This window comes from Haloterrigena sp. KLK7, from assembly GCF_037914945.1.
In the GTDB taxonomy this organism is placed as follows: Archaea; Halobacteriota; Halobacteria; order Halobacteriales; family Natrialbaceae; genus Haloterrigena; species Haloterrigena salinisoli.
This window is the reverse complement of record NZ_CP149787.1, coordinates 3048825-3073482: the sequence shown is the minus strand read 5'-3', so window position 1 is coordinate 3073482 and position 24658 is coordinate 3048825. Positions and strand designations below refer to the sequence as shown.

At 62.5% G+C, this 24658-nt stretch carries 25 protein-coding genes, 1 tRNA gene and 2 pseudogenes; 12 read left to right on the top strand and 16 right to left on the bottom strand.

Translation table 11 applies throughout. The annotated features are described in order from the left end of the window. Positions 1-15: 15 nt before the first annotated feature. Complete coding sequence (locus tag WD430_RS15165; protein WP_339103265.1) at positions 16-438, bottom strand: hypothetical protein; 423 nt, start codon at positions 436-438, stop codon at positions 16-18. 59 nt (positions 439-497) lie between these two features. On the opposite strand from WD430_RS15165, the gene WD430_RS15160 reads away from it, so the two are divergent. Beyond that, positions 498-1145: an adenylate kinase gene (locus WD430_RS15160; protein WP_339103264.1), complete on the top strand. Its 648-nt coding sequence runs from the start codon at positions 498-500 to the stop codon at positions 1143-1145. 12 nt (positions 1146-1157) lie between these two features. Here WD430_RS15160 and WD430_RS15155 read toward each other — a convergent pair whose 3' ends face one another. Next, a complete protein-coding gene (locus WD430_RS15155; protein ID WP_339103263.1) occupies positions 1158-2621 on the bottom strand; it encodes a hypothetical protein in 1464 nt (487 codons plus the stop codon). Between the two features lie 301 nt (positions 2622-2922). Between WD430_RS15155 and WD430_RS15150 the strand changes: the two genes are divergently transcribed. Continuing rightward, a complete protein-coding gene (locus tag WD430_RS15150; protein WP_339103262.1) occupies positions 2923-3876 on the top strand; it encodes a DUF106 domain-containing protein in 954 nt (317 codons plus the stop codon). A 206-nt stretch (positions 3877-4082) separates the two neighbouring features. On the opposite strand, the gene WD430_RS15145 is transcribed toward WD430_RS15150, so the two are convergent. The 4 genes from WD430_RS15145 to WD430_RS15130 all read right to left on the bottom strand — a co-directional run bounded on the left by WD430_RS15145 (position 4083) and on the right by WD430_RS15130 (position 7438). Further along, on the bottom strand, positions 4083-4934 hold the full coding sequence (locus WD430_RS15145; RefSeq protein ID WP_339103261.1) for a hypothetical protein: 852 nt from the start codon (positions 4932-4934) through the stop codon (positions 4083-4085). Next, positions 4934-5467 (bottom strand): hypothetical protein, encoded by a 534-nt coding sequence (locus tag WD430_RS15140; RefSeq protein WP_339103260.1) that lies wholly within the window; start codon positions 5465-5467, stop codon positions 4934-4936. Before WD430_RS15140 ends, WD430_RS15145 begins: the two co-directional genes overlap by 1 nt. 125 nt (positions 5468-5592) lie before the next feature. Continuing rightward, entirely contained in the window at positions 5593-6327 is a 735-nt protein-coding gene (locus WD430_RS15135) for a hypothetical protein (protein ID WP_339103259.1), read from the bottom strand. A gap of 268 nt (positions 6328-6595) precedes the next feature. Continuing rightward, positions 6596-7438 carry a class I SAM-dependent methyltransferase gene (locus WD430_RS15130; RefSeq protein ID WP_339103258.1) on the bottom strand — a complete coding sequence of 281 codons (843 nt, stop codon included), beginning with the start codon at positions 7436-7438 and terminating at the stop codon, positions 6596-6598. A gap of 284 nt (positions 7439-7722) precedes the next feature. Between WD430_RS15130 and cmk the strand changes: the two genes are divergently transcribed. The 3 genes from cmk (at position 7723) to WD430_RS15115 (ending at position 9372) form a co-directional block, all read left to right on the top strand. After that, a complete protein-coding gene (cmk, locus tag WD430_RS15125; protein WP_339103257.1) occupies positions 7723-8298 on the top strand; it encodes a (d)CMP kinase in 576 nt (191 codons plus the stop codon). Between the two features lie 3 nt (positions 8299-8301). After that, complete coding sequence (locus WD430_RS15120) at positions 8302-9216, top strand: RNA-guided pseudouridylation complex pseudouridine synthase subunit Cbf5 (RefSeq protein WP_339103256.1); 915 nt, start codon at positions 8302-8304, stop codon at positions 9214-9216. An 85-nt stretch (positions 9217-9301) separates the two neighbouring features. Next, a tRNA-Pro gene (locus tag WD430_RS15115) sits at positions 9302-9372 on the top strand. A 485-nt stretch (positions 9373-9857) separates the two neighbouring features. Here the strand turns inward: WD430_RS15115 and WD430_RS15110 are convergent. The 4 genes and pseudogenes from WD430_RS15110 to WD430_RS15095 all read right to left on the bottom strand — a co-directional run bounded on the left by WD430_RS15110 (position 9858) and on the right by WD430_RS15095 (position 11692). Then, positions 9858-10106, bottom strand: a complete 249-nt coding sequence (locus tag WD430_RS15110; protein ID WP_339103255.1) for a hypothetical protein — start codon at positions 10104-10106, stop codon at positions 9858-9860. 234 nt (positions 10107-10340) lie between these two features. Beyond that, a pseudogene (locus WD430_RS15105) lies at positions 10341-10679 on the bottom strand (hypothetical protein). A 50-nt stretch (positions 10680-10729) separates the two neighbouring features. Continuing rightward, positions 10730-10918: a hypothetical protein gene (locus tag WD430_RS15100; protein ID WP_339103254.1), complete on the bottom strand. Its 189-nt coding sequence runs from the start codon at positions 10916-10918 to the stop codon at positions 10730-10732. A gap of 276 nt (positions 10919-11194) precedes the next feature. After that, positions 11195-11692 carry a type IV pilin N-terminal domain-containing protein gene (locus WD430_RS15095; RefSeq protein WP_339105828.1) on the bottom strand — a complete coding sequence of 166 codons (498 nt, stop codon included), beginning with the start codon at positions 11690-11692 and terminating at the stop codon, positions 11195-11197. A gap of 531 nt (positions 11693-12223) precedes the next feature. Between WD430_RS15095 and WD430_RS22590 the strand changes: the two are divergent. Then, a pseudogene (locus tag WD430_RS22590) lies at positions 12224-12463 on the top strand (hypothetical protein). A 248-nt stretch (positions 12464-12711) separates the two neighbouring features. Here WD430_RS22590 and WD430_RS15085 read toward each other — a convergent pair. Both WD430_RS15085 and WD430_RS15080 read right to left on the bottom strand, forming a co-directional pair. Beyond that, positions 12712-13185 carry a type IV pilin N-terminal domain-containing protein gene (locus tag WD430_RS15085; protein WP_339103252.1) on the bottom strand — a complete coding sequence of 158 codons (474 nt, stop codon included), beginning with the start codon at positions 13183-13185 and terminating at the stop codon, positions 12712-12714. Positions 13186-13962: 777 nt separating this feature from the next. Further along, positions 13963-14091: a hypothetical protein gene (locus WD430_RS15080; RefSeq protein WP_339103251.1), complete on the bottom strand. Its 129-nt coding sequence runs from the start codon at positions 14089-14091 to the stop codon at positions 13963-13965. 1014 nt (positions 14092-15105) lie between these two features. Between WD430_RS15080 and WD430_RS15075 the strand changes: the two genes are divergently transcribed. The 3 genes from WD430_RS15075 (at position 15106) to WD430_RS15065 (ending at position 16573) form a co-directional block, all read left to right on the top strand. Continuing rightward, positions 15106-15369, top strand: coding sequence for a hypothetical protein (locus WD430_RS15075; protein ID WP_339103250.1), 264 nt, complete (start codon positions 15106-15108; stop codon positions 15367-15369). Beyond that, positions 15369-15626, top strand: coding sequence for a hypothetical protein (locus WD430_RS15070; protein WP_339103249.1), 258 nt, complete (start codon positions 15369-15371; stop codon positions 15624-15626). The genes WD430_RS15075 and WD430_RS15070 overlap by 1 nt, the downstream gene beginning before the upstream one ends. A 107-nt stretch (positions 15627-15733) precedes the next feature. Next, positions 15734-16573: a hypothetical protein gene (locus WD430_RS15065; protein ID WP_339103248.1), complete on the top strand. Its 840-nt coding sequence runs from the start codon at positions 15734-15736 to the stop codon at positions 16571-16573. 11 nt (positions 16574-16584) lie between these two features. Here WD430_RS15065 and WD430_RS15060 read toward each other — a convergent pair whose 3' ends face one another. Then, positions 16585-16917 carry a hypothetical protein gene (locus WD430_RS15060; RefSeq protein ID WP_339103247.1) on the bottom strand — a complete coding sequence of 111 codons (333 nt, stop codon included), beginning with the start codon at positions 16915-16917 and terminating at the stop codon, positions 16585-16587. A gap of 233 nt (positions 16918-17150) precedes the next feature. Here WD430_RS15060 and WD430_RS15055 point away from each other — a divergent pair, with 233 nt between their 5' ends. Further along, the gene (locus WD430_RS15055) at positions 17151-17783 is read left to right on the top strand and encodes an acyltransferase (RefSeq protein WP_339103246.1); all 633 of its coding nucleotides are present in this window, start codon (positions 17151-17153) and stop codon (positions 17781-17783) included. Positions 17784-17903: 120 nt separating this feature from the next. Here WD430_RS15055 and WD430_RS15050 read toward each other — a convergent pair whose 3' ends face one another. Next, a complete protein-coding gene (locus tag WD430_RS15050; RefSeq protein ID WP_339103245.1) occupies positions 17904-19073 on the bottom strand; it encodes an FAD-dependent oxidoreductase in 1170 nt (389 codons plus the stop codon). A gap of 114 nt (positions 19074-19187) precedes the next feature. Continuing rightward, the gene (gene rocF, locus WD430_RS15045; RefSeq protein ID WP_339103244.1) at positions 19188-20108 is read right to left on the bottom strand and encodes an arginase; all 921 of its coding nucleotides are present in this window, start codon (positions 20106-20108) and stop codon (positions 19188-19190) included. 85 nt (positions 20109-20193) lie between these two features. Here rocF and WD430_RS15040 point away from each other — a divergent pair, with 85 nt between their 5' ends. Both WD430_RS15040 and WD430_RS15035 read left to right on the top strand, forming a co-directional pair. After that, positions 20194-20874: a metal-dependent transcriptional regulator gene (locus WD430_RS15040; protein WP_339103243.1), complete on the top strand. Its 681-nt coding sequence runs from the start codon at positions 20194-20196 to the stop codon at positions 20872-20874. A 344-nt stretch (positions 20875-21218) separates the two neighbouring features. Further along, positions 21219-21752 carry an Rrf2 family transcriptional regulator gene (locus WD430_RS15035; protein ID WP_339103242.1) on the top strand — a complete coding sequence of 178 codons (534 nt, stop codon included), beginning with the start codon at positions 21219-21221 and terminating at the stop codon, positions 21750-21752. Positions 21753-22009: 257 nt separating this feature from the next. Here WD430_RS15035 and gyrA read toward each other — a convergent pair whose 3' ends face one another. After that, a complete protein-coding gene (gyrA, locus tag WD430_RS15030) occupies positions 22010-24508 on the bottom strand; it encodes a DNA gyrase subunit A (RefSeq protein WP_339103241.1) in 2499 nt (832 codons plus the stop codon). Between the last annotated feature and the right edge of the window lie 150 nt (positions 24509-24658).

Genomic DNA, 24658 nt, shown 5'->3' with positions numbered 1-24658 from the left:
GCGACGAGCTCCCGACTAGAGTTCGACGACCCAGACCCGAACGTCGTCGGGGAGTTCGTATACCCGCTGAAAGATCGCGTCGAGGCACTGAGCGATTCGGTTCGGATCGGCCTTCGCGCTCACCCGAACGTTGACGCCCGCTGCGTCCTCGGGTCGATTGATCTCGTCGATCTTGAACGCCGGAAACTCCCCGAGGACGGATTTGAGGGTATCGAGTTCGTCGTCGGTACAGTCGACGTTGATCGTGCCGTCCGCGAACTGAATCCAGGGGGCGCCCAGCGCCGAGTCGGACGGCTCGGCGCCGTCATCGTCGCTCTCGAGGGCGGTCTCGTCGGCCTCGAAGGTCAGGAAGCCGCGTCCGCGCTCGCGGTGGGCGGTAATGGCATCGACGTACAGTTTCCGTCGTTCGGTCGCCTCGGCTGCGTCGAAACGCGTCATACCGGAACGGACGTGGCCATTTCTTTAAGCCTTTATGTGACGCCGGTGAACGGGCGGACATGGCACAGCCACGAATTCTGATCCTGGGTGCGCCCGGGGCAGGAAAGGGGACCCAGAGCGCGAAGATCACGGAGGAGTTCGACGTCGACCACATCACCACTGGCGACGCCCTCCGCGGGAACAAGGACATGGACATCTCCGACATGGACACGGAGTACGACACCCCGCGAGAGTACATGGACCGCGGCGAACTCGTCCCCGACGCGGTCGTCAACGCCATCGTCGAGGAGGCCCTCTCCCAGGCCGACGGCTTCGTCCTCGACGGCTATCCGCGGAATCTCGAGCAGGCCGAGGAGCTCGAGGGTATGACCGATCTGGACGTCGCCCTCATGCTCGACGTCAGCCAGGAGGAACTGGTCGACCGGCTCACCGGTCGCCGCGTCTGTTCCGAGTGCGGAACCAACTACCACGTCGAGTACGACCAGCCCGAAGAGGAGGGCGTCTGTGACGAGTGCGGCGGCGAACTGATCCAGCGCGACGACGACACCGAGGAGACGGTCCGCGAGCGCCTCGAGGTCTACCGAGAGAACACCGAACCCGTCATCGAACACTACGACGAGCAGGGCGACCTCGAGCGCGTCGACGGCGAGCGAGCGCCCGACGAGGTCTGGGAGGACGTGAAGGCGACGATCGAAGACGCGGCGTAGGTCGGTCGACAGTCAGTCGTTTTTGATCTCGATCTCGTATTCGGCGAGGTTGAGATAGGTGAGTTGCGGTGCGGGCGCGTACCCATCCGGTATCGGTTCGATTACCGCGTCGTCCTCAGGGGTCACGTCGTCGACGCCCTTTAGATTACTATCCGTGTTTATCGAATGCACGACAACGGATCCCTTGAACTCATTCGCGCCCTGGAAGTTTAGCTGATAGTTATCGTCGCGGTTTTTCGTTCCTTCGACCGGCCATCCGCTGAAGTCATCGTCTGCGGGATCTTTGTCGCTCGCAGCGTAGATCAGTCCGTTAAACGTCGGATTCGAGTGGAAATCGATACCCGTCGTGGACATCCCGTAGACCTGTATCGTTTCGACGCCACCGTCTCCGCCACAGTTCGGTTGGACTTCGCCCTTACTCATAGTGAAATCGCCTTCGACGTAGATCTTCAGTTGGTTCTCTCCGGACGGTCCACAGTTAGAGACGGAGATACCACCGCTATCGATTCGAACGTCTCCATCCACGGCGAGAACCGCATCGCCGTCGGAGAGATCGAAATTGAGGTTGGGGTCGATCAGTTCGTCAGCGTAGTACTCTCCGGCGGTATACGTCCCGGTTCCGTCGATTTGCTCAGCCGACCCGTTTTCGAAATCATCCGTCAGTTGCAGTATCGTCCCATCCATCGGCTGATACTGCTTGCCAGTCGAGATATCGTCGAACGTGTTTTTCTTGTCATTGATATTGTCTTCAGAGGGAACTGCCACACCGGAGGTGAACGCGTTCGAAATATCGTCGTAGCCGAGTCTCACTTTCACCGTTCCCTCTTCGTTCTCACCGCCGTAACACGGCTCCTGAAGGGTCGTATCGCCCGCTTGCTCGACGAAGTACTGCTGCCATCCGCGACAGTACTCGCTGTGGATTTCGACGAACACGTGATCGTTCTGGATGTAATTGGTCGGTTCGCGATCGACGTTGGTCTGTTTGATCGTGATATCCCCGGAATTGATCGTTTTGTCTTCGGTGAGTCCGAAGACGGGAAACGATAGCGTACTCGTCTCGTGATTGTAATCGAGTGGGGGAGAGGAGAGCACTCGCGTTTGTCTCCCCGTTTCACGGAAAACGGCACCACCCTCGTACGCGATTTTCGTCCCGTCGTCGTCCTCGTACTCGATGGTCCCGATCGAACCGTTTGCGACCATCGTACTGTTTGTCTTGTTATAGTTCTGCGTCCAGACCTTATATGTCGCCGAGTCGTGATGGGCGATCGCTCCCTGTTTACCGGCGTGCAGTTCCATCGATTGCGAGACGTCGCCGGACGCTGCCGACGACGAGATGCTGTTGCTCAACTCGATGAACGCCTGTTCGATTCGCTCCTGCTCGGACTGGTGTTCCGCACCCGTAATCGCGTCGCCAGCGATCAGAAAGAGACCGAGGCTACCGGCTGCGACCATTCCGATCAACAGTACCATCCCCATCAGCGTCGACTGGCCCCGCTCAGACAATATCCCCGTTCCGGCCCCACGCGGCACACTCATATCTGTCTACTTGACTGTCATCCTCATAATACAATCGATCGAACACATACTTCACGACAGTTTATGCAATCTACCTCTGTATTACTTTTATGTAGGATATGTCGGATCCTGCCGCTGGCCACGTCGTATCCAACGTATTCGCCCGAACGCGGGTCTGCGGGTAGACGACGGCAGACCACAGTTCCCATCGGCCCACCGAAGATAAACACTTGTATACCGAACGCGACCTAGTCCAAAGCAGATGACGCGTACAGCGGAGAAAATCAACGACCTCGTCCGGGAGGACTCCTCCATGACGGCGGCCCTCGAGGCCATCCGCGAGGCAGCCGACCGGAACGGGGGCGAGGTCCACTGGGCCGACGTCAACGACGACTTGACGAGCGGTCAATGGGGCCGGTTGATCGAGAAAGGAGTACTGGTCGACGGCGACGAAGGGTTCGAGATCGCCGACCGCGAGGCGTACGACGAGGCCCTCGACGGTGACGGCGACGGCGGAAGCGCCGCCGCCGATGTCGAGATCGACGACGAACAGTCCAGCTGGTCGCAGTGGGACAAGATAGCCGGCATCGCCGCCCTGTTGTTGATGCCCGGATACTGGTTCGACTCCATTCAGTCGACGGTCGGCGGAGTCGTCAATATCGTGCTCGGGCCCCTGAACGCGGCGCTGCCGTTTTACGCCGTGATCCTTTCGGTTGCGCTGCTGACGGGGCTGTACTCGGCGCTGCTGCAAGCCAACCTGATGAACCCCGAAGTCATGGGCAAGTACCAGGAACGCATGCAGGCCATGCAGGAGAAACAGAAGGACGTCCGCGAGCGAAAGCAGGAGGCCGAGGAGCGCGGCGCCAGCGAGGCCGAGATCGAGCGCCTCGAGGACGAACTCGAGGAGGTCCGCGAGGAGCAGATGGAGGCCATGGCCGAGAACCTCGGGATGTTCAAAGAGCAGATCCGACCGATGGTCTGGATCATGCTGCTGACCATCCCGCTGTTCCTTTGGATGTACTGGAAAGTCCACGGCGTCGGCCTCGCTGAGGCAGAAGCGACCGTCATCATGCCGTTGATCGGGATGACGGAGTGGAGTTCGCAAGCGGTCGGGCCGATGTCGGCCTGGATCATCTGGTACTTCCTCTGCTCGATGAGCTTCTCCCAGTTGCTGCGGAAGGCGCTGAACATCGATATGAGCCCCTCGTCGGCCTGAGCGGCCGATCGCCGCGTTCTCTCCGGTGGCTCGAGGCGCCTTGCGACGCTATCAACGTTCTCTCGACCAATTCCTCTCGCAGAGTCTCTCTAGGCCGAGACCGAACGGACCGCAGCGGAACCGCTCGAAAGGCCTCGTGGATATGAAACGAACTTCGACAGGGTCGCTGCAGTCGGGCCTAACGGTCCACATCGTTCGATCGGTCGTTAGACGAGCAGCGAATCGATCCCGTTGCTGATATAGTAGACGGCGGGGTAGGCTGCCGGAAACATCACGAGGAAGCCGTTCAGACCCATGAAGACCGCGTTCCCGACGTGGAACGCGAACGCGGCGGCCAGGAAGAGCACTGTCACGTCCGGCGACGTGAGGATCCAGAGGGGGAACAGCACTTCGAAACCGATGACGGTCCACGCCGCCAGCAGGTTTACCCGCGGATATCGCTGGAAAAGGGCGTGTAACCCGGAGTGGCCCCACGTCTTGGTCGACATGACCCCTTCCAGCGCCGAGCCGTCGCGCCACGTCGTGGAGAACAGTTTGTGGACGCCCGCGATGAAGTACGAGAGCGTCACCTGAACGGCGATAAAGACCACGGCGGCGAGTTGGGCGAAACTCCCGTCGGGAAACGCCGTCGCGACGAACAGCCCCGCGGTAACGACCAGCGACATGTGATCGTCACCACTCAATCCGGCCTGATGGCGGAAGCAACTACAGACCGTGGTGAAGAAGACGAACAGGAGCAGCCACGGTGCGATCGTCCACAGCAGCGCGTCCCGCCCTGCGACGGCCAGCGCGACCGCCGAGGCGAGTGCCAGCCCGCTCAGCAGTCGAGCGAACAATAGCAGTCGAAACCGTGGGTATCGAAGTATCGGCTCGAAAAGCGGTGCCAGCGGGTTCGCCGTCCGGACGTACAGCTTCGAGACGTTCCAGTTCAGGATCCCGTCCTCTTCGAACCGGTCTCTCGTGGCGATGTGTTCGAGCGAGTTCAGGACCGTGTGAGCGCCGGTGATGAAGATCATCACCTGCAAAACGAGGTCGATGTCGGGGGCAGCGTCGATCATTATGGGAGTTCGTGAAAGTGTGAGACGAACAGCGTCTCGTACTCCGTCGTGCGGGAGTGTCGCATGATCATGAACTGACGTTCGGTGCTGAGGTCGGATCGATCCCGCGAGGAGACGTAGTCGAGGAGGGTCAGATACCGGTGGCTGAGCTGTAGTTCACCGAGTTCGACCTGTTCGATTTCCTTCGCCGAGACCTCCTCGTCGTCGACGGTGACGATTTTGTCGGGCGTTCGATCGTTGAGACTCACGACCAGCGGCTGAGTGACGTCGAACACGATCTTCGCCCGGTAGTAATAGGGATTCCAGATCCAGTCAGTCGGACTGCGCGCCGTGGTCACATCCGAGATCTCGTTCCAGGAGCTGACGGACCCGTCGACGTACCGGTCCCGGTAGAAGAGGTGGAAGTCGTGTTGGCCCGGCTCGGGGGCGAAGAAGCTCCACTGTGGGACGAGACGGGAACCGATGCCGAGATACTGACTGAGCCACTTCTTTCCGCCCTCGAACCCGTTTATTACCGTCGCTACCGTCCACAACGCGAGTACTGCGACTACTGATAGTTGATATCCATTCATCTGCTAACTGAGTCGTCTTCGTTCGTGGTCGTCATTTCCGAAAAGGGGAGTCCCCCCGCGGTACGCCTCGCCGCCGCGACACTGCGTCACGACAGCTTCTCGATCTGTGCTTCGCACTCTGCGACGAGTTCGTCGACGGACGGCTTGCAGCCGTCGTCCGTCTCGGGCTCCCAGTCGGACACCTGGTGGGCGATATCGGTCGTCGCTTCACACCGGTCGTCGACGGAGACGATGACCAGTGCCGCCGGCGCGAGCGTCGCCACGTGAGCCCCCGGATCCGTGGGCATCGACGAGGCGTCGACATCGAGGGGAACGTTCTCGGAGGCATCCCTCTCGGCCTCGCTCAGCAGCGGGGGCGCGAGAATCACGCCGAACTCGTACTCCTCGCTGAGCGTGTCGCTCGAGTCTCGGATACGGAAGCGCTCTTCGTCGAGGTCGCCGCCATCGTACCGAATGACCGCCCCACCCGTTTCCTCCTCGCTCGAGACGCCGATCCGCTCGAGCGACTCGCCGTCGTAGGTCAGTTCGACGGTTTCCGCCGTCTCGCAGTCCGCGTCGGCGGTCGCGGATTCGAACACGCGATCCCTGATGTCGGCTGCCGCCGCTTTATCGCCGGTTTCCAGTGCGCGCTCGTATTTGTCGACGAGTCCGGACTCCGCCGTCGCCCAGAAGACGGTGATCGTTCCCTCCATCCAGCCGAGCGTTTCCGGCTCGGGACAGTCGTCGTCCTCTGGATCGTACAGGCGAAGTACTGTCGGCGTTCGGTCGGTCAATCGATTCGTGATCTCAGCGGTCGGTTCGGTATGAGTTCTCGAACTCATATATCTACCCACATATTCGAAGTTATTATTAAAGCTTTCTAAAGAATATAAATAAGAAATACAGTATAATATACTTGTTCTTTGACTGCTTTGGGTGACGAGATCCGAACTCGGCTCCGTTCCGATTCCCTTCGGAGCAATTCGGCCAGCCTACGACATCGCCTACACGTAATACAAGCGACATTCCCACCAATAATTACGTATTTGTCACCTATATGGTGGACGGTCGGTTCCGGGAGGCGAAACGTATCGGTCGCATTCGGACGGGCTACCGTCGCTCGGCGGTGATCAGGAAGTACCGCAACGTGCCGCGGTCGACGGCGCGGTGTTCGGCGATCAGGCCGCGAGCGTATTCGACGTCCGTCTCATCACACCGTCCAAGATTGTAGCGAAACCGTTGCAGCGGCCGCAGCGAGAGCCCGTACCGGTATCGGCGTTCGATGGTCAGCCGAACGTGAGGCGTGACGTCGGTCACGGTCGTCTCGAATCCGCGGTCGGTGAGCAGTTCCACGATGTCGTCCCGGTGAGCGATCGTGCTCTTCCAGCAGTTTTCGAACTCGGCGACGTGTTCGCAGGTCCGTCCGCGCTCGGTGACGCGAAACAGGTCAGCGACGACCAGTCGGCCGCCGTCGGTCAGGACGCGGTCGAGTTCCGCGAGTACGCGTTCGATCCGGTGGGCGTAACAGAGCGCTTCGCAGGCCCAGACGACGTCCACCGCCGACTCGTCGATCGACAACCGGTGAAAATCGTCCTCGAGGAACTCGACCGCGTCCGACACGTCGCGCCGGTCGGCGAGTTCTCGTGCGATCGTCAGTTGATCCCTGACGATGTTCGTCCCGGTAACGGTCGCACCGACCGTGTCGGCGAGCCAGATCGAACTCGTTCCGAAGCCACAGCCGATATCGAGGACGTGGTCCTCCGCGTCGAGTTCGACGCGGTCGAGCATCGCGTCGCGCATTCGTTTCGTCGCGGCCGCTTCCTCGGAGACGTCCGCCTCGTAGAAGCCGTGGCGGAGGCCCCACTGATCGTGCGTCCGGCCCGCCGAGACGAGCTTCTCGTGGACCGTCTCGTACACTGTTCTCACCGAGTCGATATCTGCTCTCTCAGCCATTGTCGTGTCCTGCATCTCGTTGGGTCCAGTGATAGCGCCGTTGTTTTCTGACAGTTCCGTTCGTACAAAATACGCCCACTACACTTCAATTTGTTCCCACGTTTCGCGCAATCGCTCTTCGCGGAGCGCGCCTCGAGCGAGTCAGTCGCCCCGTACCGCTCGATCGGCCACACCGTCGGACCGATCGCCGAAAAGCGACGGTGGAGATCCGCCATCGTCGTCACGCGATCACACCGTCTCGCGCGAGTCAAAACCCATTTTACCCGGCCCCGCGCAGATGGAATATGTTACTGACCGTCTCCGGTCCACCGGGAAGCGGCAAGAGCACGACGGCGGAGTTGCTCGCCGACCGATTCGACCTCGAACACGTCAGCGGCGGCGACATCTTCCGCGAACTCGCCGAGGAACGCGGCTACACGCCCCTCGAGTTCAACAAGCTCGCCGAGGAGAACGACCAGATCGACCGCGACCTCGACCGTCGGCTCTACGAGATCGCCGTCGAACGCGACGATCTGGTCCTCGAGTCCCGGCTGGCGGGCTGGCTGGCCGGCGAGCAGGCCGATTTCCGGTTCTGGCTGGACGCCCCGCCTCGAGTCCGCGGCGAGCGGATCGCCGAACGCGAGGAGAAGGACCCCGCGCGGGCGACCGAGGAGACGAAAGCGCGGGAGGCCAGCGAGGCCAAACGCTACCAGGAGTACTACGGGATCGACATCCGCGATCTGACGATCTACGATCTCTCGGTGAACACGGGCCGCTGGGGGCCCGACGCCGTCCTGGACATGCTCGTCACCGCCGTCGAGGTGTACGAGGCCGCCGCCGACGAGGGACAGGCCTACGTCGAGATCGACGACGAGTTCTGATCGATGGCCGATCGCTCTCGCCTCCGCGGTCCGCCCGAGGACCGCACGCCCGCGGAACTGCTCACGTTCGGCGTCGTCAACCTCGACAAGCCGCCGGGGCCCTCCTCGCACCAGGTCAGCGGCTGGTTGCGCGACGCGGTCGACGAGACGCTGGCCGACCGCGCCCCCGACGCGACGATCGAGCAGGCGGCCCACGCCGGGACGCTCGATCCCAAGGTCACCGGCTGTCTCCCGGTGATGCTCGGCGAGGCGACCCGGCTGGCCCAGGTCTTCCTCGAGGGCTCGAAAGAGTACGTCGCCGTCCTCGAGTGTCACGCGCCGGTACCGGCCGACGCCGAGTCGGTCGTCGCCGAGTTCGAGGGGCCGATCTACCAGAAGCCCCCGCGCAAGAGCGCGGTGGCGCGACGCCTGCGCGTGCGCGAAATTTACGATCTCGACGTCCTCGAGGTCGACGAGCGCCGGCTCCTGGTACGCATCCGGTGTGAGAGCGGGACCTACGTCCGGAAGCTCTGTCACGATCTGGGGCTGGCGCTCGGCACCGGCGGCCACATGGGCCACCTGCGCCGGACGGCGACCTCGCCGTTCGACGACCGGGACCTCTACTCGGCCCACGACTTCCTCGACGCGCTGGCGTACTGGCGCGAGGACGACGACCCCGAGCCGCTGTTCGACGTGGTCGACCCCGCCGAACGGATCCTCGAGGGGATCCCCGGCGTCGTGATCGCCGAGAGCGCGGCCCGAGAGGTCGCCAACGGCGCACCGGTGTACGATCCCGGCGTGCTCGAGACCGACGACGACGCGCGCGACGGCGAGCTGGTGGCCTGCTACACGCCCAACGGGGCCGCGGTGTGTCTCGGCGAGTTCGTCGACGACGCGAGTCGCGACGTGACGGTCGACCTCGAGCGCGTGCTGGTCTGACGCGACTCGCGGAAGCACGTAACTCAGTGACGCACTCGGATCGAAACGACACCCTTAAACGGCAGACGGGCATCGGTCTACATGCGGGACCGTGGGGTAGTGGTATCCTCTGCGGATGGGGTCCGTAGGACCCGAGTTCAATTCTCGGCGGTCCCATATTCTGCCGCGAGCAAATTCGTGAGCGGCAGAACTCTGGAAAAGCCGAGAATTGAGCACGCAAGTCGCAGCCAGCGAGCGACCAACGGGAGCGAGCTGGATCGTCTTGCATCTGTTCAATTCTCGGCGGTCCCACTTCTTCGACGTCGCGAACAAGGGAGCGGAGCGACTGTTGTGAGCGAGGAGAAGACGTGGGACGACGAGGTGCCACGTTATGGTACCTCGGTTGTGCCACTTTTCGCGACGCAACGAACGAGGGAGCGAAGCGACCGCTGTGGCGTGAGGAGGGAAAATGGGAGCAGGGAGCAGCTCCGCTGCGACCGTGGTCCCACTTCGAACTCTCCAAGTGTTCAACTCGTAGCCGCTCATGTCCTCGAGCCGGCCGAAAGTCCAACTCTTGAGTTCAGTATAGTACCACGTAGCCGATAGACCGCCCGGAGGTGATCGGCGTGACGGTCGCTCCGTGGCCAGCAGTCAGCAGCGAGTCAGCGTGCGAGCACTGCGGAGAACACGTCCCGGATCAGTTCTGCCGAGTCTACGGTGATCTCCGTGATAGTGCCCATCGCTACCCCGAGTGCAGGACTGACCATGGGTTTGGACGTCCAAGGACCGATAACGTATTCAATCAGATATATCTGCGCCGCAAACAGCGCAGATATTGGGTTGCCAAGGAACCGTTTCGTGAACCTCCCGCCGCTCACCACATTCTGGACAATATTCTCGTTTTCGGTCATCTTCCCCCATCTTCTCCCCCTATTAGTGTTCCCGGCAACTCTCCTATTAACGCTATTTGTGATTTTCGTCCCTATTATGATAATATGATGAATTGTGTAGGGTATCTGGAAGCGGATAGAGTCTGGATGAATAACGAGAACTGCACAGTAGATACGGCTACTGAGCGAGGTGAACGATGAGCCGGGCCGGCTTCGAACGGTACGGCGTCATGCTGTCGACGGTCGTCCGCAAACTCACGCGAGACTGCTCAGGACGTGGAGGGTGACAGCGAGCAAGACCACGACGGTCTCGACGTCGGTCCAGTCCTCGAGCGTCGACTCGTTCGTGAGCTACGCGACGAGCAGGATACCCATGCTCAGGATGAACGCATACGTTACCGCCGTCCCGTTGGACGCCTAGAGCGCGTCGGCCAGCGAGACGTTCAGCGGCGTCGAGAACTGCAGCGTCCCGACGGCGCCGACCGAGATCGACACCAGGACGAACAGCGGCGCGAGGATGCTGTCTGTGAGGTCAATTTCGTTCTCCCGACGGACCGTATTGGGAACCATGTTCTGCGGGAGGCTGAGTACCATACGGCCATCCGGATAACCCGCCCCGACGAAAGGGTCAGGAAAACCAAGGATCACCAAACTTCATACCAAGGCGGATTGCCGCCCGTCTCATGGCGCTGAACAAACTCTGATAGCGAGACCAGAACTCCGCCGGCATCACCTTCCCGAAAGACGATCTTCGCCTCGAGGGGCTGCTCGACGAACACGGCGTTGTCGACGGCGAGAACTACCTCCATGTCCGCCACGTCGGCGACGGCCAATGGACCCTCGAGTTAGTCGAGGGGATCGAGCCGTGAGCCAGCACCGTGGAATCGGGTCCTCGAGGCCAATCTGTGGGGTTGTGCGCAGATGTATTGGCAGAACATGATGTCTCATCCATCACGGCCCCATCACGCACCCGTGAACGGTCTCGCAACTGGACTGGGTTTTATTGAGTAGTTGTCTATCAATAGTAACCTCCCAAGAGTCACTCATCCATAGATTCACTTGCAATAATACATCAAAAGAATTGAAACCGGCTGTGTGGAGAAACGTCGTTACGGGTTGCAGTCCCAATCCTGGCTACCAACGTTAGTCCACGTGTCGCCACCGTCATTCGAAGCGACGAAGGTCACAGTACCTGAATCACTTGAGGAATTAGTCAGAGTGTAGTTTTTGCTGCTGTACTCGTTGTAGTTTCCGCACTCTAGCGTTACGGTATCACCTGCACCGTTGAGTGAGATATATTCACTTTTGCTCACTGAGGCGTTGCTAGTACTGTCGTCCCAGTAGTAGTCACCACGAAGCTCGTACTCGTCTGCGTTGCCTTCGGAGGTCAGTTCGATCGACATCTTCCCGTCGCCCTCGTCGAAGCTCATCTGCGCACCGGCCTGTGCTTCGCTACCGAGGTCGTCGCCCATATCCAGCACGAATGCTGCGATCACGGCTGCAAGAATGACTGTGATGGCGACCATCAGAATAACGCCAATGACCGGGCTCACGGCTCGTTCCTCTTCGCTTCCAATCAGCTTGTTTCGGTATTTGCTCAAATCCATGTGTATCACGCACCTGTGGACGGTGAGAAGGCTTATTGCCAGTGGCATGGAACCACCGACCTGCGTAGTGGGGATTGGGCTACCAGCCATCATCCCGGCGCATTCCTTCCGTCACCGTCTTTCGGATGCTGTCACAACCAGTGAATCGACATCATATATAGGTATGTGATAGTGAATGTTCATTTGTTAGGTAACCGTCTTGAGACGGTTTCACATCTGATAAGCAGCAAACCATAGAAGACTTTCAATGCTCTCTTGGATCGTCCATTGCGGCCGATATCGACCGGTTCAGAACTTGGCAATAACTATTTTGGCCACTCGATACTATCGGCTGGGTATGCCTGCTACATCACTCATTTCCGAGCACGCTCTCGCGCACCTACGACGGCGGCACCATGACGATGCTTGCGCGATCGCCGATTAATACCGACGAGCGGTTACCTACGCAAATAATCTTCTATAATTTCGCACATCTCGCTCTATTCGACACAAGACACCTAGAATTCCCCTGTGCATACACCAGTTTAAATCATGACTCGACGAACCAGTTTGAAACTCACTGACGAACGCGAACACCAACTCAAGCGCGCCAGTGAACTGATTGCTGTGATCAGCGCGACGAGCCGCCGATGTCGGTCGTGATCGACGCGGCGGTTCAGCACCTGCTTGAATCGAAGGAGAATATCGACGATGCTCGTGGCGAGTTCAATCGCGAACACGTCGGTGATCGGACTTCGGTATCGGACGAGTGTGGAGAATCACTGCTGGTAGATTGATTATTTTCCGTACCAGCTATCGATCATCTCGAGTCGGGTAATACGGCCGCTGGGAGGATTGAGCCTAGTGGCCAGTAAGTCCATACCGGCCACATTTACGCACCCGGAACGGTCTTCTGACCGTCTACGAGTTCCGACTCTAGTGACTGTGAAAATACACTTCCTCTATCAACTGCTGTGATTCCAAGCACTACTAATACAGTCAAAAGAATTGAAAACAATCGCAGCCGAAATTACCCGCGATTACGGGTTGCAGTCCCAGTCCTGGCTACCAACGTTGGTCCAGCTATCGCCACCGTCGTTGGAGGCAACAAACGTCACAGTGCCAGAGTCAGTACTGGAGCCATTGAGCTGATAACCACTAGAACTGCTACATTCTAGGGTCACTGTATCACCGGCACCATCTAGTTCGATGTAATCGGTACTAGGCACTGAACTGCTGTCATTATAGTGGTAGTCACCCCGAAGTTCATACTCGTCCGCGTTCCCTTCGGAGGTCAGTTCGATCGACATTACGCCATCATCCTCGTCGAAGCTCATCTGCGCACCGGCCTGTGCCTCACTTCCGAGATCGTCGCCCATGTCGAGCACGAACGCCGCGATGACTGCTGCGAGAATGACGGTAATTGCAACCATCAGGATAACCCCGATGACCGGGCTCACGGCCCGTTCCTCTTCACTTCCGACCAGCCTATTTCGGTATTTGCTGAGGTCCATGTTTTATCCGCACCCGTAAACGGTAGGAAGGCTTATTCCAGTGGTACGAAACCACCGAAATGCGCGTCCGGGGATTGGGCTACCAGACACCGTCCCGACGCACTCCTTCCGTCGCCGCCTTTCGGATGCTGAATTACACCAGACAGTCATCACTACATATAGGTAGGGGATTGTGAACATCAAAATGTCATATAGGAACCTCGAAACGCTTTCAAACCTGATAATCAGTGGCCCGTAGAAACCTTCCAGTGAGTGCTTGAAACGCCTGAAACATCTGTATTCGGATGATTCAATCATGAGCAATAACTATTATGGCTATCCGATATTATCGCTCATCTGTGTCTGATGTGCCGCTCGTAACCGAAGCAAATCTCGCGCGCACCTTCGATGATGGACAACCATGATGACGCGTGGTCGATCGTCGATCGGTATCGACGCGCAGTTACTACGCCTCCCGTCGTGATGTGGGATCGTCAGCAAACACCTCTGTACTGGGAATACCTCGTAGCCGGATTTGGTCGTGGGTTGCTCGAGAACGTGCTCCCGAACCTGTCGTGTAATTGATTATATGCGCGATTACGGGTGGCTCGAGTGCGAGTTCACTGAGGACTCATTTCGAGAACCGAATATCCTCGTCGCGAACGCGTTTTCGGGAGGTTCGATCAAGACGGCTGACTCCACCCAAGTTTTGCACTGGCTGATAGAGACGATGGTACAACTGTCCTCGAGCGCTGCGAGTCGCACTGAAAGTGGTACCGCTGGGTGAACTGGGATCCGTTACAGTTGCTGGGACCACTTCGTCTCGCACTCGACGCAGGCCACGTCCGCGTAGACTGTGGTGTCCACGGCGGTCGTCGCAGTCGGTTCGTCCAGCATCGTCTCGCACTCCGGGCATCGTACTCTCATGGCTCTACTAGAAGAGAGCCGTCCCACATCGATTAGCGGGCTCCCTCTATTGGGTGGGTGTTTACGTAGAGATCGGTGTGGCTGAGGCTACGAAGTCTGGATCGGTCGCGGAGACGAACGTCGATCAGGCTGCGTCGCGGCGATCCCTCTTACTGGAGTTTTTGGAAGGTTTCGTTCCCGCAGGAGCAGTTTTGCGTTCCGATCGGACGGATTTGGCCCGAGAGCAGGACCTTGGCGGCGTACACTGATCCGCAACGGTCGCAAACGGCGACGACCCGTTCGGGGTCTTCCATTGTATTCACCCAATTTCTCGATACACCGGGCCACGTATTCACCTTCGGCCCTAACCATTTTGGTCGATCACTGCACGCGGCTACTGAACTCGAGTGCGGTGACCGACGCGTCGTTTGAGACAGAGAACTCCAGGACGAGGCGGCTTCGCTGAGAGTGTGCGCCTCGGCGTCGCCGCTATCTCACGGTGCCACTATCGGTCGCGGAAGGAGTCAGTGTGTCGTCTGTTCCGTCATCGCTATTGGAGCCACCACATTGCAGTGTTACTGTATCGCTGACTCCGAACAGTTCGAGAGGACGGTACTCGAGTCATCCGACGACCTCAACGGACCACTTTCGAACTCCTGTGACCCGACGCCGCAGTCGAAAACGGGTGAAGCACCCGTCGACACGATCTGACCAGGGTTCGATGGAGGGGCGCTCCACTCGAGTCGATCCCGGTCGCGGTCCAGGATATCGGCTCCGGGATCGATTAATCCAACGATCGACTCGATAATAATTCTGCCGGTTATGATAACTCTGTAACAGGAATTGAAACGTTCCGAGAGTATCGTCCGCTGGGACCTCGAGCTACCCCTCCGACCCCGCGACCGTCGACCCCGTCGCCCGACGCTCGAGCCGTTCGATCGGCGAATAGATTCGAGCCCGCCCGATCAGTGGGGACTAGCGACGGCTGCCACGGCCGTCCCGCTCGACTCCCCCGACGGTCGCGCTCGCAGTCCGATGCCGGGCGTGCTCGTGATCGTCGGGGCCGCGGTCGGCTGCTCGGCCGCGCTCGGCACCGTTCTCGTCGGGGACCTCGAGGGGACGACGCCGCCCCGGGCGACCGCCGAACTGACCCAGCGACGCGAGGCGACCGGCGACTCGGTCACGGTCCGCGAGGACGTCGACCCGGACGCGACGCGGGACGTCGAACTCCGACTCGTCGCTCGCACCCACCTCGCGGACGACGCCGCCGCGGTCCTCGATCGGACGGTGGTGCGCTGATGGTCGACCTCGAGGACGTCCGTCCGCCCCGGGTCACGAAGACCGCGCTCTACCGCGTCGTCGGCTGGGGCCTGCGCTGTTACGTCGCGACGGTGCCGCTCGTCGGCTGCGACAGCGTCCGCTGGGTCCTCGACGTCGCCGGACTGGTCCCCGGCGCCTGGCTGTCGACGGTCTGGATCGCCATCGCCGTGACGGGCGCGCTCTTTCTCGTCCCGTCGCTCCCGCTGTTCTACGCCTCGCGGTCGTCGACCCGGTAGCGACCGCGCGATCGACCGGCGGGACGACGGGCCCGCCTCGAGGGTTCCCGGCGCGTTCGGCGCGGCAACCGGTGCCGTTAGGGTCGTCCGACGCACACCCTCGCACGATGACGGTCGTCCTCGCCGGCGTCGGTGCCGATACCACGAACCTGGGCGCGCTCGCCCCCCTGTACGACGACGGGCGCTTCGAGTACGTCCCGATCCCGGAGAAGACCCCCGAGACCGACGAGACCGAAACGCTCGGCTCGTGGGACCTGCGCGCGACCGACGGCACCGCCGCGGACCTCACGACCCGGATCGCCCCCCAGCCGATCGGCGACGCCGACCGGACCGTCGCCGGCGACGCCCTCGAGTCGTGGCCCCTCCACCGCGACCCCAACTTCGCGGCGCTGACCTACGGCGAACACCGCACCAGCGGCTACGTCGACCGCCTCCGGGCCCTCGAGCCAGGCGACGTCGTCGGGTTTTACACTGGCCTGCGACGCCCCGACGGCGACCGCGCCCACCGCTACCTGATCGGTTATTTCACCGTCGACCGGGTCGACGTCGTCGACCCCGCCCAGTCGCGGGCCGACCGCGAGGCGATCCTGGCAGCGCACCCGGACAACGCCCACGCGAAACGCGCCCGAGACGGCGAGCTCTACCTCGAGAAACCGGTCGTCCTGATCGACGGCCGCGAGCCCGGCGGTCTGTTCGATCGGCACCCGATCCGACTCAGCGACTACTACACCAAACCGGGCAACGAACGGTCGCAGTACTACCTCCGCGAGGAGGTCGCGACCGACTGGGCCGTCCGCGCCGGTGGCGAGAACATGATGTACAAGCCCGCCTACCGCTGTGCGCTCTCAGGGGACGCGTTCCGACGCCGCGTCGGGCCGACGGACGACCGGACGGTCGAACACGCCCGTCTCACCGCCGACGAAGCCGCCGCCGAGACGACTGACTGACGCCGCCCGACCTAGACGCGCGGCGGTTCGATCGGTTCGACGTACGGTTCGAGGTCCGCGAAGTTCGGTCCGGTGACCACCACGTCGCTCGAGCGGTCGTACACGACGACGTCGTACTCGGCGAGTCGCGGGAGGTGATTGTGAACTAGCTGGAGGGCGACGCCGTCCCGTCCGCGCGCGGTGAACTCGGACGCCTCCCGGCTCCAGACCGCGAGCCGTTCGGCGGCGTCGGGAACCGTCGTGCGGTCGACGGTCGAGAGGTGATACAGCAGGTACTCGCGAACGCGATCGGCGAGCAGTGAGTGAACGGTCTCCCGCTCGAGTGACTCAGGCTGGGGCGGCATAACGAGTGTTCCAACGAAACGACTCAGAACAATCATTGTGCCTCACCAGTTAGGGAACGGACAGTTGTTCTTCCGAACCGAACGGTCCCGGAAGCGTACCGGTCGCGACTCGTCACGACTTGACTACGAACGAGACGTTCCGTTATCGTCCGTCCACGGAACGGTCGAGGTTCGGAGGGGCGGCCGTCCCGAGTCGATCGGTTTCATGTAGTGATGCCGCATAGTCGCGGACAGTGACCGACGAGACGGACTCGCGCCACGACCGCATCCGGCACCATCCGACCGTGGGGCCGGGCAACTCGCTCGCCGACTGGACACGCGCGCGCGACCCGCTCCGGGTCGCGATCGCCTACGTCGCCGTCTGGCTGATCCGGATCTCGCCGAGCCTCCGCCTGAAGCGGTGGCTGTTGCGCCGGCTCGGCGCCACCGTCGGCCCCGGCGTCTCCTGGGGGCTCGAGGCCACGCCGGACGTCTTCTGGCCGGAGTTGATCACCGTCGAGCGCGAGGCGATCGTCGGCTACGACGCGACGATCCTCTGCCACGAGTTCCTCCAGGACGAGTACCGCACGGGCGAGGTCGTCATCGGCGAACGCGCGATGATCGGCGCCGGCGCGATCGTCCTCCCGGGCGTCGAGATCGGCGCGAACGCGCGGGTGGCCGCCAACTCGCTCGTCACCCGAGACGTGCCACCGGGAACGACCGTGGCCGGCGTTCCGGCCGAACCGGTCGGCTCGAGTGCCGCGGACGACGCGAGCGCCGAGACGGCTGCGGATGCCGACTCCGGAGCCGACGATAGCGAAACGGGGGACGACGAGACCGACTCCGGTGACGTCGGGCTCGGATCCGCCGACGGGACCGACGGCTGATCGACGAACGGGCTGCGAGTCACATCGGGAGACGCCGGTCGCTCGCAGCCGCGAGGAAACTGCGACGACCGGCGGAAAAAGCAGGGGTCGAGATCGTACTCGAAACGCTGACCGCGTCGCTTACAGCGACGACCAGGACTTGCGGGCCTCGTTCCAGGAGGTGATGTCCGCGATCCAGCGGGCGGCGATCATCTTCTTCAGGTTCTTCGCGGGAACGCCGCCGAACGTGTCGACGGGCAGCGAGATTCCGAGGGCCGGCTTGACCTCGTGGGCGACGGCCTTGTCGCCGACGGAGATGACGGTCCCCTTGTCCTCGTGCTCCCAGGTCCGCAGCGGGCGGTTCTCGATGGCCCGGGAGATGTTCTCGCCGGCGACCTCCGCGGCCTGCCAGGCGGCCTGGGCCGTCGGCGGCGCGGGCTGGTCGCCCTGGTTGATGATCGCCGAGTCGCCGATGGCGAAGACGCGCTCGTCGGAGGTCTGGAAGTTGGCCTCGGTGTTGAGGCGGTTGTGCTCCTTCTCGAGGTCGGCGTCGTCCATCGCGTCGCGGCCGGTGATGCCGCCGGTCCAGACGAGGACGTCGTGGTCTAAGGGCTCGCCCTCGTCGAACTCGATGTGGTCCTCGGTGGCCTCGGTGATCGGGTCGTCCGTGTGGATCTGGACGCCGGCCTCCTCGAGGAGGTCGCGCAGCGCCTGCTGGATTTCCGGATCGTTGCCGGGGAAGATCTCCTCGAGCGCTTCGACGAGGTGGATCTCGATGGGGGCGCGGTGGTTGTCGCGGAACTCCGCGATCTCGCCGGCGGTCTGGATGCCCGAGAGCCCGGCGCCGCCGATGACGACCTGTGCGGGCTCGCCGCGGGTCGCCTCCTGGCTGGCCGCCTTGACGGCGTCGTGAATGTCGAGAGCGTCGTCGAGGCTCTTCAGCGTCAGCGAGTGCTCCTCGAGGCCGGGGATGCCGTAGTAGGCGGTCTGGCTGCCCAGTCCGACGAGGACGTAGTCGTACTCGACGTCCTCGCTGTCGGCGAGTTCGACGACCTGGTCGTCGACGTCGAGGCCGACGACCTCGTCCTGGATGAACCGGGTCGACGGGTCGGCGATCTGGGTGACCGGGAAGGTGATGTCCGAACGGACGTCCGGGTCCCGAATGACGCGGTGGGACTCGTGAAGAACCAGGTGATAGTCGACGTCAGCGATCCAGGTCAGCCGTGCGTTGCCCCCGAGCTCCGACTGGAGCTTGTTGATCGCACCGGCACCGGCGTAACCGGCTCCGAGTACGACGACGTTCTCAGTCATATCTCCTATTCCGAAACCCTCCGATACAAAGGTGTTGGAACGTTCACGCACGTGGTAGGTATTCTCACGCAACGTGTAGTCGCCGGATACTATCTCCGCGTCGACAACTGTCCGCTAGAGGATTCGGTTCCCGAACGCGCTCGCGGTGAGTTCGGCCGCGATGGTCGCCGTCTCGTTGCCCTCGTCGAGAATCGGGTTGACCTCGACGACGTCCATCGAGCGGAGGATCCCCTCGGCCGCGTTGCGTTCCGAGACGGTCTCGAGCGCGGCGTGGGCCTCCCGATACGTGACGCCGCCGCGGACCGGCGTCCCGACGCCGGGGGCCGTCTTGGGATCGACCCAGTCGAGGTCGAGGCTGACGTGGACGCCGTCGGTGCCGTCGGTCGCGACGTCGAGCGCGTCCTCGACGACGGCGGTCATCCCGCGCTCGTCGATGTCGGCCATCGTGAACGCCGTCATCTCGCTGTTTCGAACGAGTTCGCGCTCGCGCTCGTCGATGCTCCGCAGGCCGACGTAGGCGATGGACGCCTCGCGGACGCGGGGCGCGTGGGCCCACGAGAGGTCGCCGAAGGCGCCTCGTCCCAGCGTCGCGGCAAGCGGCATCCCGTGGACGTTGCCGCTGGGCGACGTCGCGGGCGTGTTGAGGTCCGCGTGGGCGTCGAACCAGATCGCGCCGAGGTCCGCCTCGCGGGCCGAGCCGCGCATCGAGCCGATCGCGACCGAGTGGTCTCCGCCCAGCACGAGCGGAAACTCGCCGTCGGCCAGCGCGTCCGCGACCCGCTCTTCCAGCCGCGTACTGACATCCTCGACCTCTCGGAGGAACTTCGCCGTCCCCTCGATCGGCTCGTCGGTGTTCGGATCGCGCTCCTCGGCTCGCGGAATCGAGAGATCGCCGTCGTCGACGGCCGTGACGTCGGCGTCCGCGAGGCGATCGGCCACTTCGGCGTATCTGATAGCCGACGGTCCCATGTCGACGCCGCGACGGTCCGCCCCGTAGTCCATCGGTGCGCCGATGATCCTGACGGTCGTACTCATAGTTCGAGTTCGATCCGCGGCGGTTTGACGGTGGCGATCGAGACGGCGACAGGTTTAGGGTTAGACCCGTCTAAATCCGACTACGATGATGCTGAGCGACGTGATGGAGGATTACCTCAAGACGATCTACCAGCTCCAGCGCGAGACCGACGAGCGGATCAAGACGTCGGCCATCGCCGACGAGCTGGACGTCACGTCGCCGACCGTCACCAGCATGCTCGACAAGCTCGAGGAGCGCGGGCTCGTCGACCGCGAGAAGTACCGCGGCGTCACGCTGACCGACGAAGGTGAGACCGTCGCCCTCGAGGTCGTCCGCCACCACCGGCTGCTCGAGGCCTACCTCACCGAACACCTCGACTACGACTGGGCGGAGGTCCACGAGGAGGCCGACCGGCTCGAACACCACATCAGCGAGGACTTCGAGGCCCGCGTCGCGGACGTCCTCGGCGAGCCGGCGGTCGACCCCCACGGCGCGCCGATTCCCGGCGCCGACCTCGAGCCGCCCGAACGGCCCGAGGGCGAGTCCGTCACGTCGTTCTCGGCGGGCGACGTCGTGGTCGTCGAGGAGGTCGCCGACCGCGACGCCGAGGTCCTCTCCTATCTCGCCGAGCACGGTGTCAGACCCGGCGTCGAACTCGAGATCGTCGAGGTCGCCCCCTTCGGGATGATCACCGCCCGCTCGAGCGACCACGATACCGACGTCTCGCTGCCCGAGTCCGTCGCCCATCACGTTCGCGTCTCCGAACCGCGGGAAATCGAACAGTAGTTCGCTGTCGTGTCTGCTCGTCCACCGAACCGCCCCCGCGGTTCGTTTAGACTCGTTCTAATCCGCTCTCGATGAAGCGTCGAGTGTCCGACGACGGTGACGGCGATCCGTGACCGGAGCGTCGCCGTCGGCGCTCTCGCCCGGCTGCTCGTCGAGACGTCTCGTCGCCCTCCCGAACGAGGGTCGACTCGTCGCGGCCCGAATCGGTACTGGTATGCAGTTGCGTGCCAGCCGTCGATCACCGAAACAAAACACCTTACTAGGGCGCGTTCTAACGACGGAATCACCGCGTTACTCCCGGCTCACCCGTCGGGTTTAAGGAAATCAATTACGAACGATTCAGTATGTCATCCATCGAACTCACCCCCAGCCAGAAGAAAATCCTCCGTGCATTGACGAATCTGCACAAGGAGTCCGAAGCCGCCATCAAAGGCGAGGACATCGCCGAACAGGTCGACCGTAACCCCGGAACGATCCGCAATCAGATGCAGAGTCTCAAAGCCCTCCAGCTCGTAGAGGGCGTACCCGGCCCGAAAGGCGGGTACAAACCGACCGCCTCAGCCTACGAGGCCCTCGAGATCCAGCAGATGGACGATCCCGCCTCGGTTCCGATCGAACACGAGGGCGAACCCATCGAGGACGTCATCGTCGAGGAGATCGACCTCTCGAGCGTCCACCACCCCGAACTCTGCCGCGCCGAGATCCACATGCAGGGATCGATGGGCGAGATCCACGAGGACGACGCCGTCACCGTCGGCCCGACCCCGCTGTCGAAGCTCCTCATCGAGGGCCGCGTCGACGGCAAGGACGACACGAACAACATCCTCATCCTGCGGATCGAAGACATGGTCGCCCCCGCCGAAGAGCCGTCCCACTGACGGCGGCCGCCGATCGCTCTCGATATTTCTCCGCTCTCTGCGGTTCCCAGCGACCGCTCGCTCGCGTGATATTCTGTCGCGCACCCACTCGCTTCGAGCCGTCTCGAGCCGCTTCGAGCCGCCTCGAGCCGACGCGCTGACTCGAGTCTCGGCTCATCGACTCGAGATCCGATTCAGATGGCCGCTCGATCGGGAAAAACAGCGAACTCCGCTAGCCCGCTCGACCGGCCCGACACCCGGGCCGATCGTCGCGGAGATCAGCTCTCGTCGGCGTCCGTAGCAGCGTCGTCGTCGGCATCGGCCGCCGCGGCCGCCGGGATGTCGTCGACGCTGGCGACCGCGTCGCCGTCCTCGACGTCCATGACGATCACGCCCATGGTGTTGCGCCCGACCGTCGAGATCTCGTCGACGCGCGTCCGGACGATCTGTCCGGCCTCGCTCATCATCACCAGTTGATCGTCGTCGTCGACGGCCTTGACGGCCGTCACGGGGCCGTTTCGGTCGCCCGTCTTGATGTCGATCAGTCCCTTTCCGTATCGCGACTGCGTGCGGTACTCGGAGAGCCGAGTCCGCTTGCCGTACCCGTTCCGGGTGACGGTCAGCAGCGCCTGGCCGTCGTCCTCGTCGGTCGCGACCAGTCCCGCGACCGCGTCGTCGTCCTGGAGTTTGATCCCGTTGACGCCCCGGGCGTTGCGGCCCATCGCGCGGACCTCGTCCTCGTCGAAGCGGATCGTCATGCCGCCCTCGGTGGCGATGACCAGGTCCTGCGAGCCGTCGGTGACCTCGACGTCGACGAGCTCGTCGCCTTCCTCGAGATCGGCCGCGATGATCCCCGTCGAGCGGATGTTGTCGAACTCCTCGCCGCCGGTTCGCTTGACGTAGCCGTGTCGGGTGGCCATCGTCACGAACTCGCCGTCGCCGAAGGCGTCGGTGTCGACGATGGCCGTGATGTCCTCGCCGGCGTCGAGATCGAGGATGTTGACCGCCGACTTGCCGCGGGCCGTCCGGCCCATCTCGGGGATCTCGTAGGTCTTGAGCTGGTAGACCTTCCCCTGGTTGGTAAAGCACAGCAGGTAGTCGTGGGTGTTCGCGCGGAACACCGTCGAGACGCGGTCGCCCTCCTTGACGTCCGCGCCGATGATGCCCTTGCCGCCCCGACCCTGGGGGTCGAACTGGTCGATGGGCATCCGCTTGACGTAGTCGTCTTCGGTCATGACGACGAAGACCTCCTCCTCGGGGATGAGGTCCTCGTGGGTGACCGTCCCCTGATCCTCGACGATCGAGGTGCGGCGGTCGTCGCCGTACTCGTCCTTGATCTCGCGGAGTTCGTCCTTGATGACCGAGAGCAGCTCTTCCTCGCTCTCGAGGATCGCGTTCAGCCGTTCGATCTCGGCCTGGACCTCCTCGTACTCCTCCTCGATCTCGGCGGTCTCCATCGAGGTGAGGCTGCCCAGCTGCATCCGGACGATGTGGTCGGCCTGATCCTGGGAGAAGTCGTAGGCGTCCTGCAGGTTCTCCTTCGCGTCCGACCGGGTCTCGCTGTTGCGGATCAGTTCGACGACGTCGTCGGCGTTCTCGACGGCGGTCAGCCGCCCCTCGAGGATGTGTGCGCGGTCCTCGGCCTCCTCGAGGTCGTACTCGCTGCGCCGGCGCACGACCTCGCGGCGATGGGCGACGTACTCTTCTAAGGTCTCCTTCAGCGAGAGCACGCGGGGCTGGCCGTCGACCAGCGCGAGGTTGATGACGCCGAAGGTCCGCTCTAAGTGGTTCTCGAGCAGGCGGTTCTTGACGACTTCCGTGTTGGCGCCGCGCTTGAGTTCGATGACGACGCGGACGCCGTCGCGGTCGGACTCGTCGCGCAGGTCCGAGATGCCCTCGATCTCGCCCTCGTTGACGTCCTCGGCGATGCGCTCGACGAGGCGGGCCTTGTTGGCCTGGAAGGGGAGTTCCGTGACGACGATCCGTTCGCGGCCGTTCTTCCACTCCTCGACCTCGAACTCGGCGCGCACGCGGAGGCGCCCGCGGCCGGTCTTGTAGGCCGAGTAGATGGCGTCGCGGCCGACGATGTTCGCCCCCGTGGGGAAGTCGGGGCCCTTGACGTGCTCCATCAGGTCCTCGACCGTCGCGTCAGGGTCGTCGATCAGTTCGATCGTGGCGTCGACGATCTCCCCCAGGTTGTGCGGCGGGATGTTCGTCGACATCCCGACCGCGATTCCCGAGGAGCCGTTGACCAGCAGGTTCGGGAACGCCGCCGGGAGCACGTCGGGCTCGCGCAGGCGGTCGTCGTAGTTCGCGGAGAAGTCGACGGTGTCCTTGTCGATGTCCTCGAGGAGTTCCTCGGAGATCGAGGACATGCGCGCCTCGGTGTATCGCTGGGCGGCGGCCGGGTCGCCGTCCATCGAACCGAAGTTCCCCTGACCGTCGACCAGCGGGTAACGCATCGAGAAGTCCTGGGCCATCCGGACCAGGGTGTCGTAGATCGCGCTGTCGCCGTGGGGGTGGTAGTCACCCATCGTCTCCCCGACGATCGAGGAGGACTTGCGGTGGCTGCTCCCCGAGGAGACGCCCATTTCGTGCATCGCGTAGAGGATGCGCCGGTGGACGGGCTTCAGGCCGTCCTCGACGCGGGGGAGCGCGCGACCCGCGATGACGGACATCGCGTAGTCGATATACGACTGCTCCATCTCGTCCTCGATGCGGACGTTCTCTACCGCTCGTGCCTGTACGTCAGTCGGATCGGGTACGTCTGAGCTCATGTGTCATTGGGTTTCGTGGGGTGCGTTGATTGCGTGAGGTTGGTGTCAAGCACTGCATCCGTGAGCGAGTTCGCGCAGCGAACTCGCGAGCGGGCCGACGACCGACCCGCAGGGGAGGGAGGAGTGCTTTTGATCGAAATTTTGCCGAGG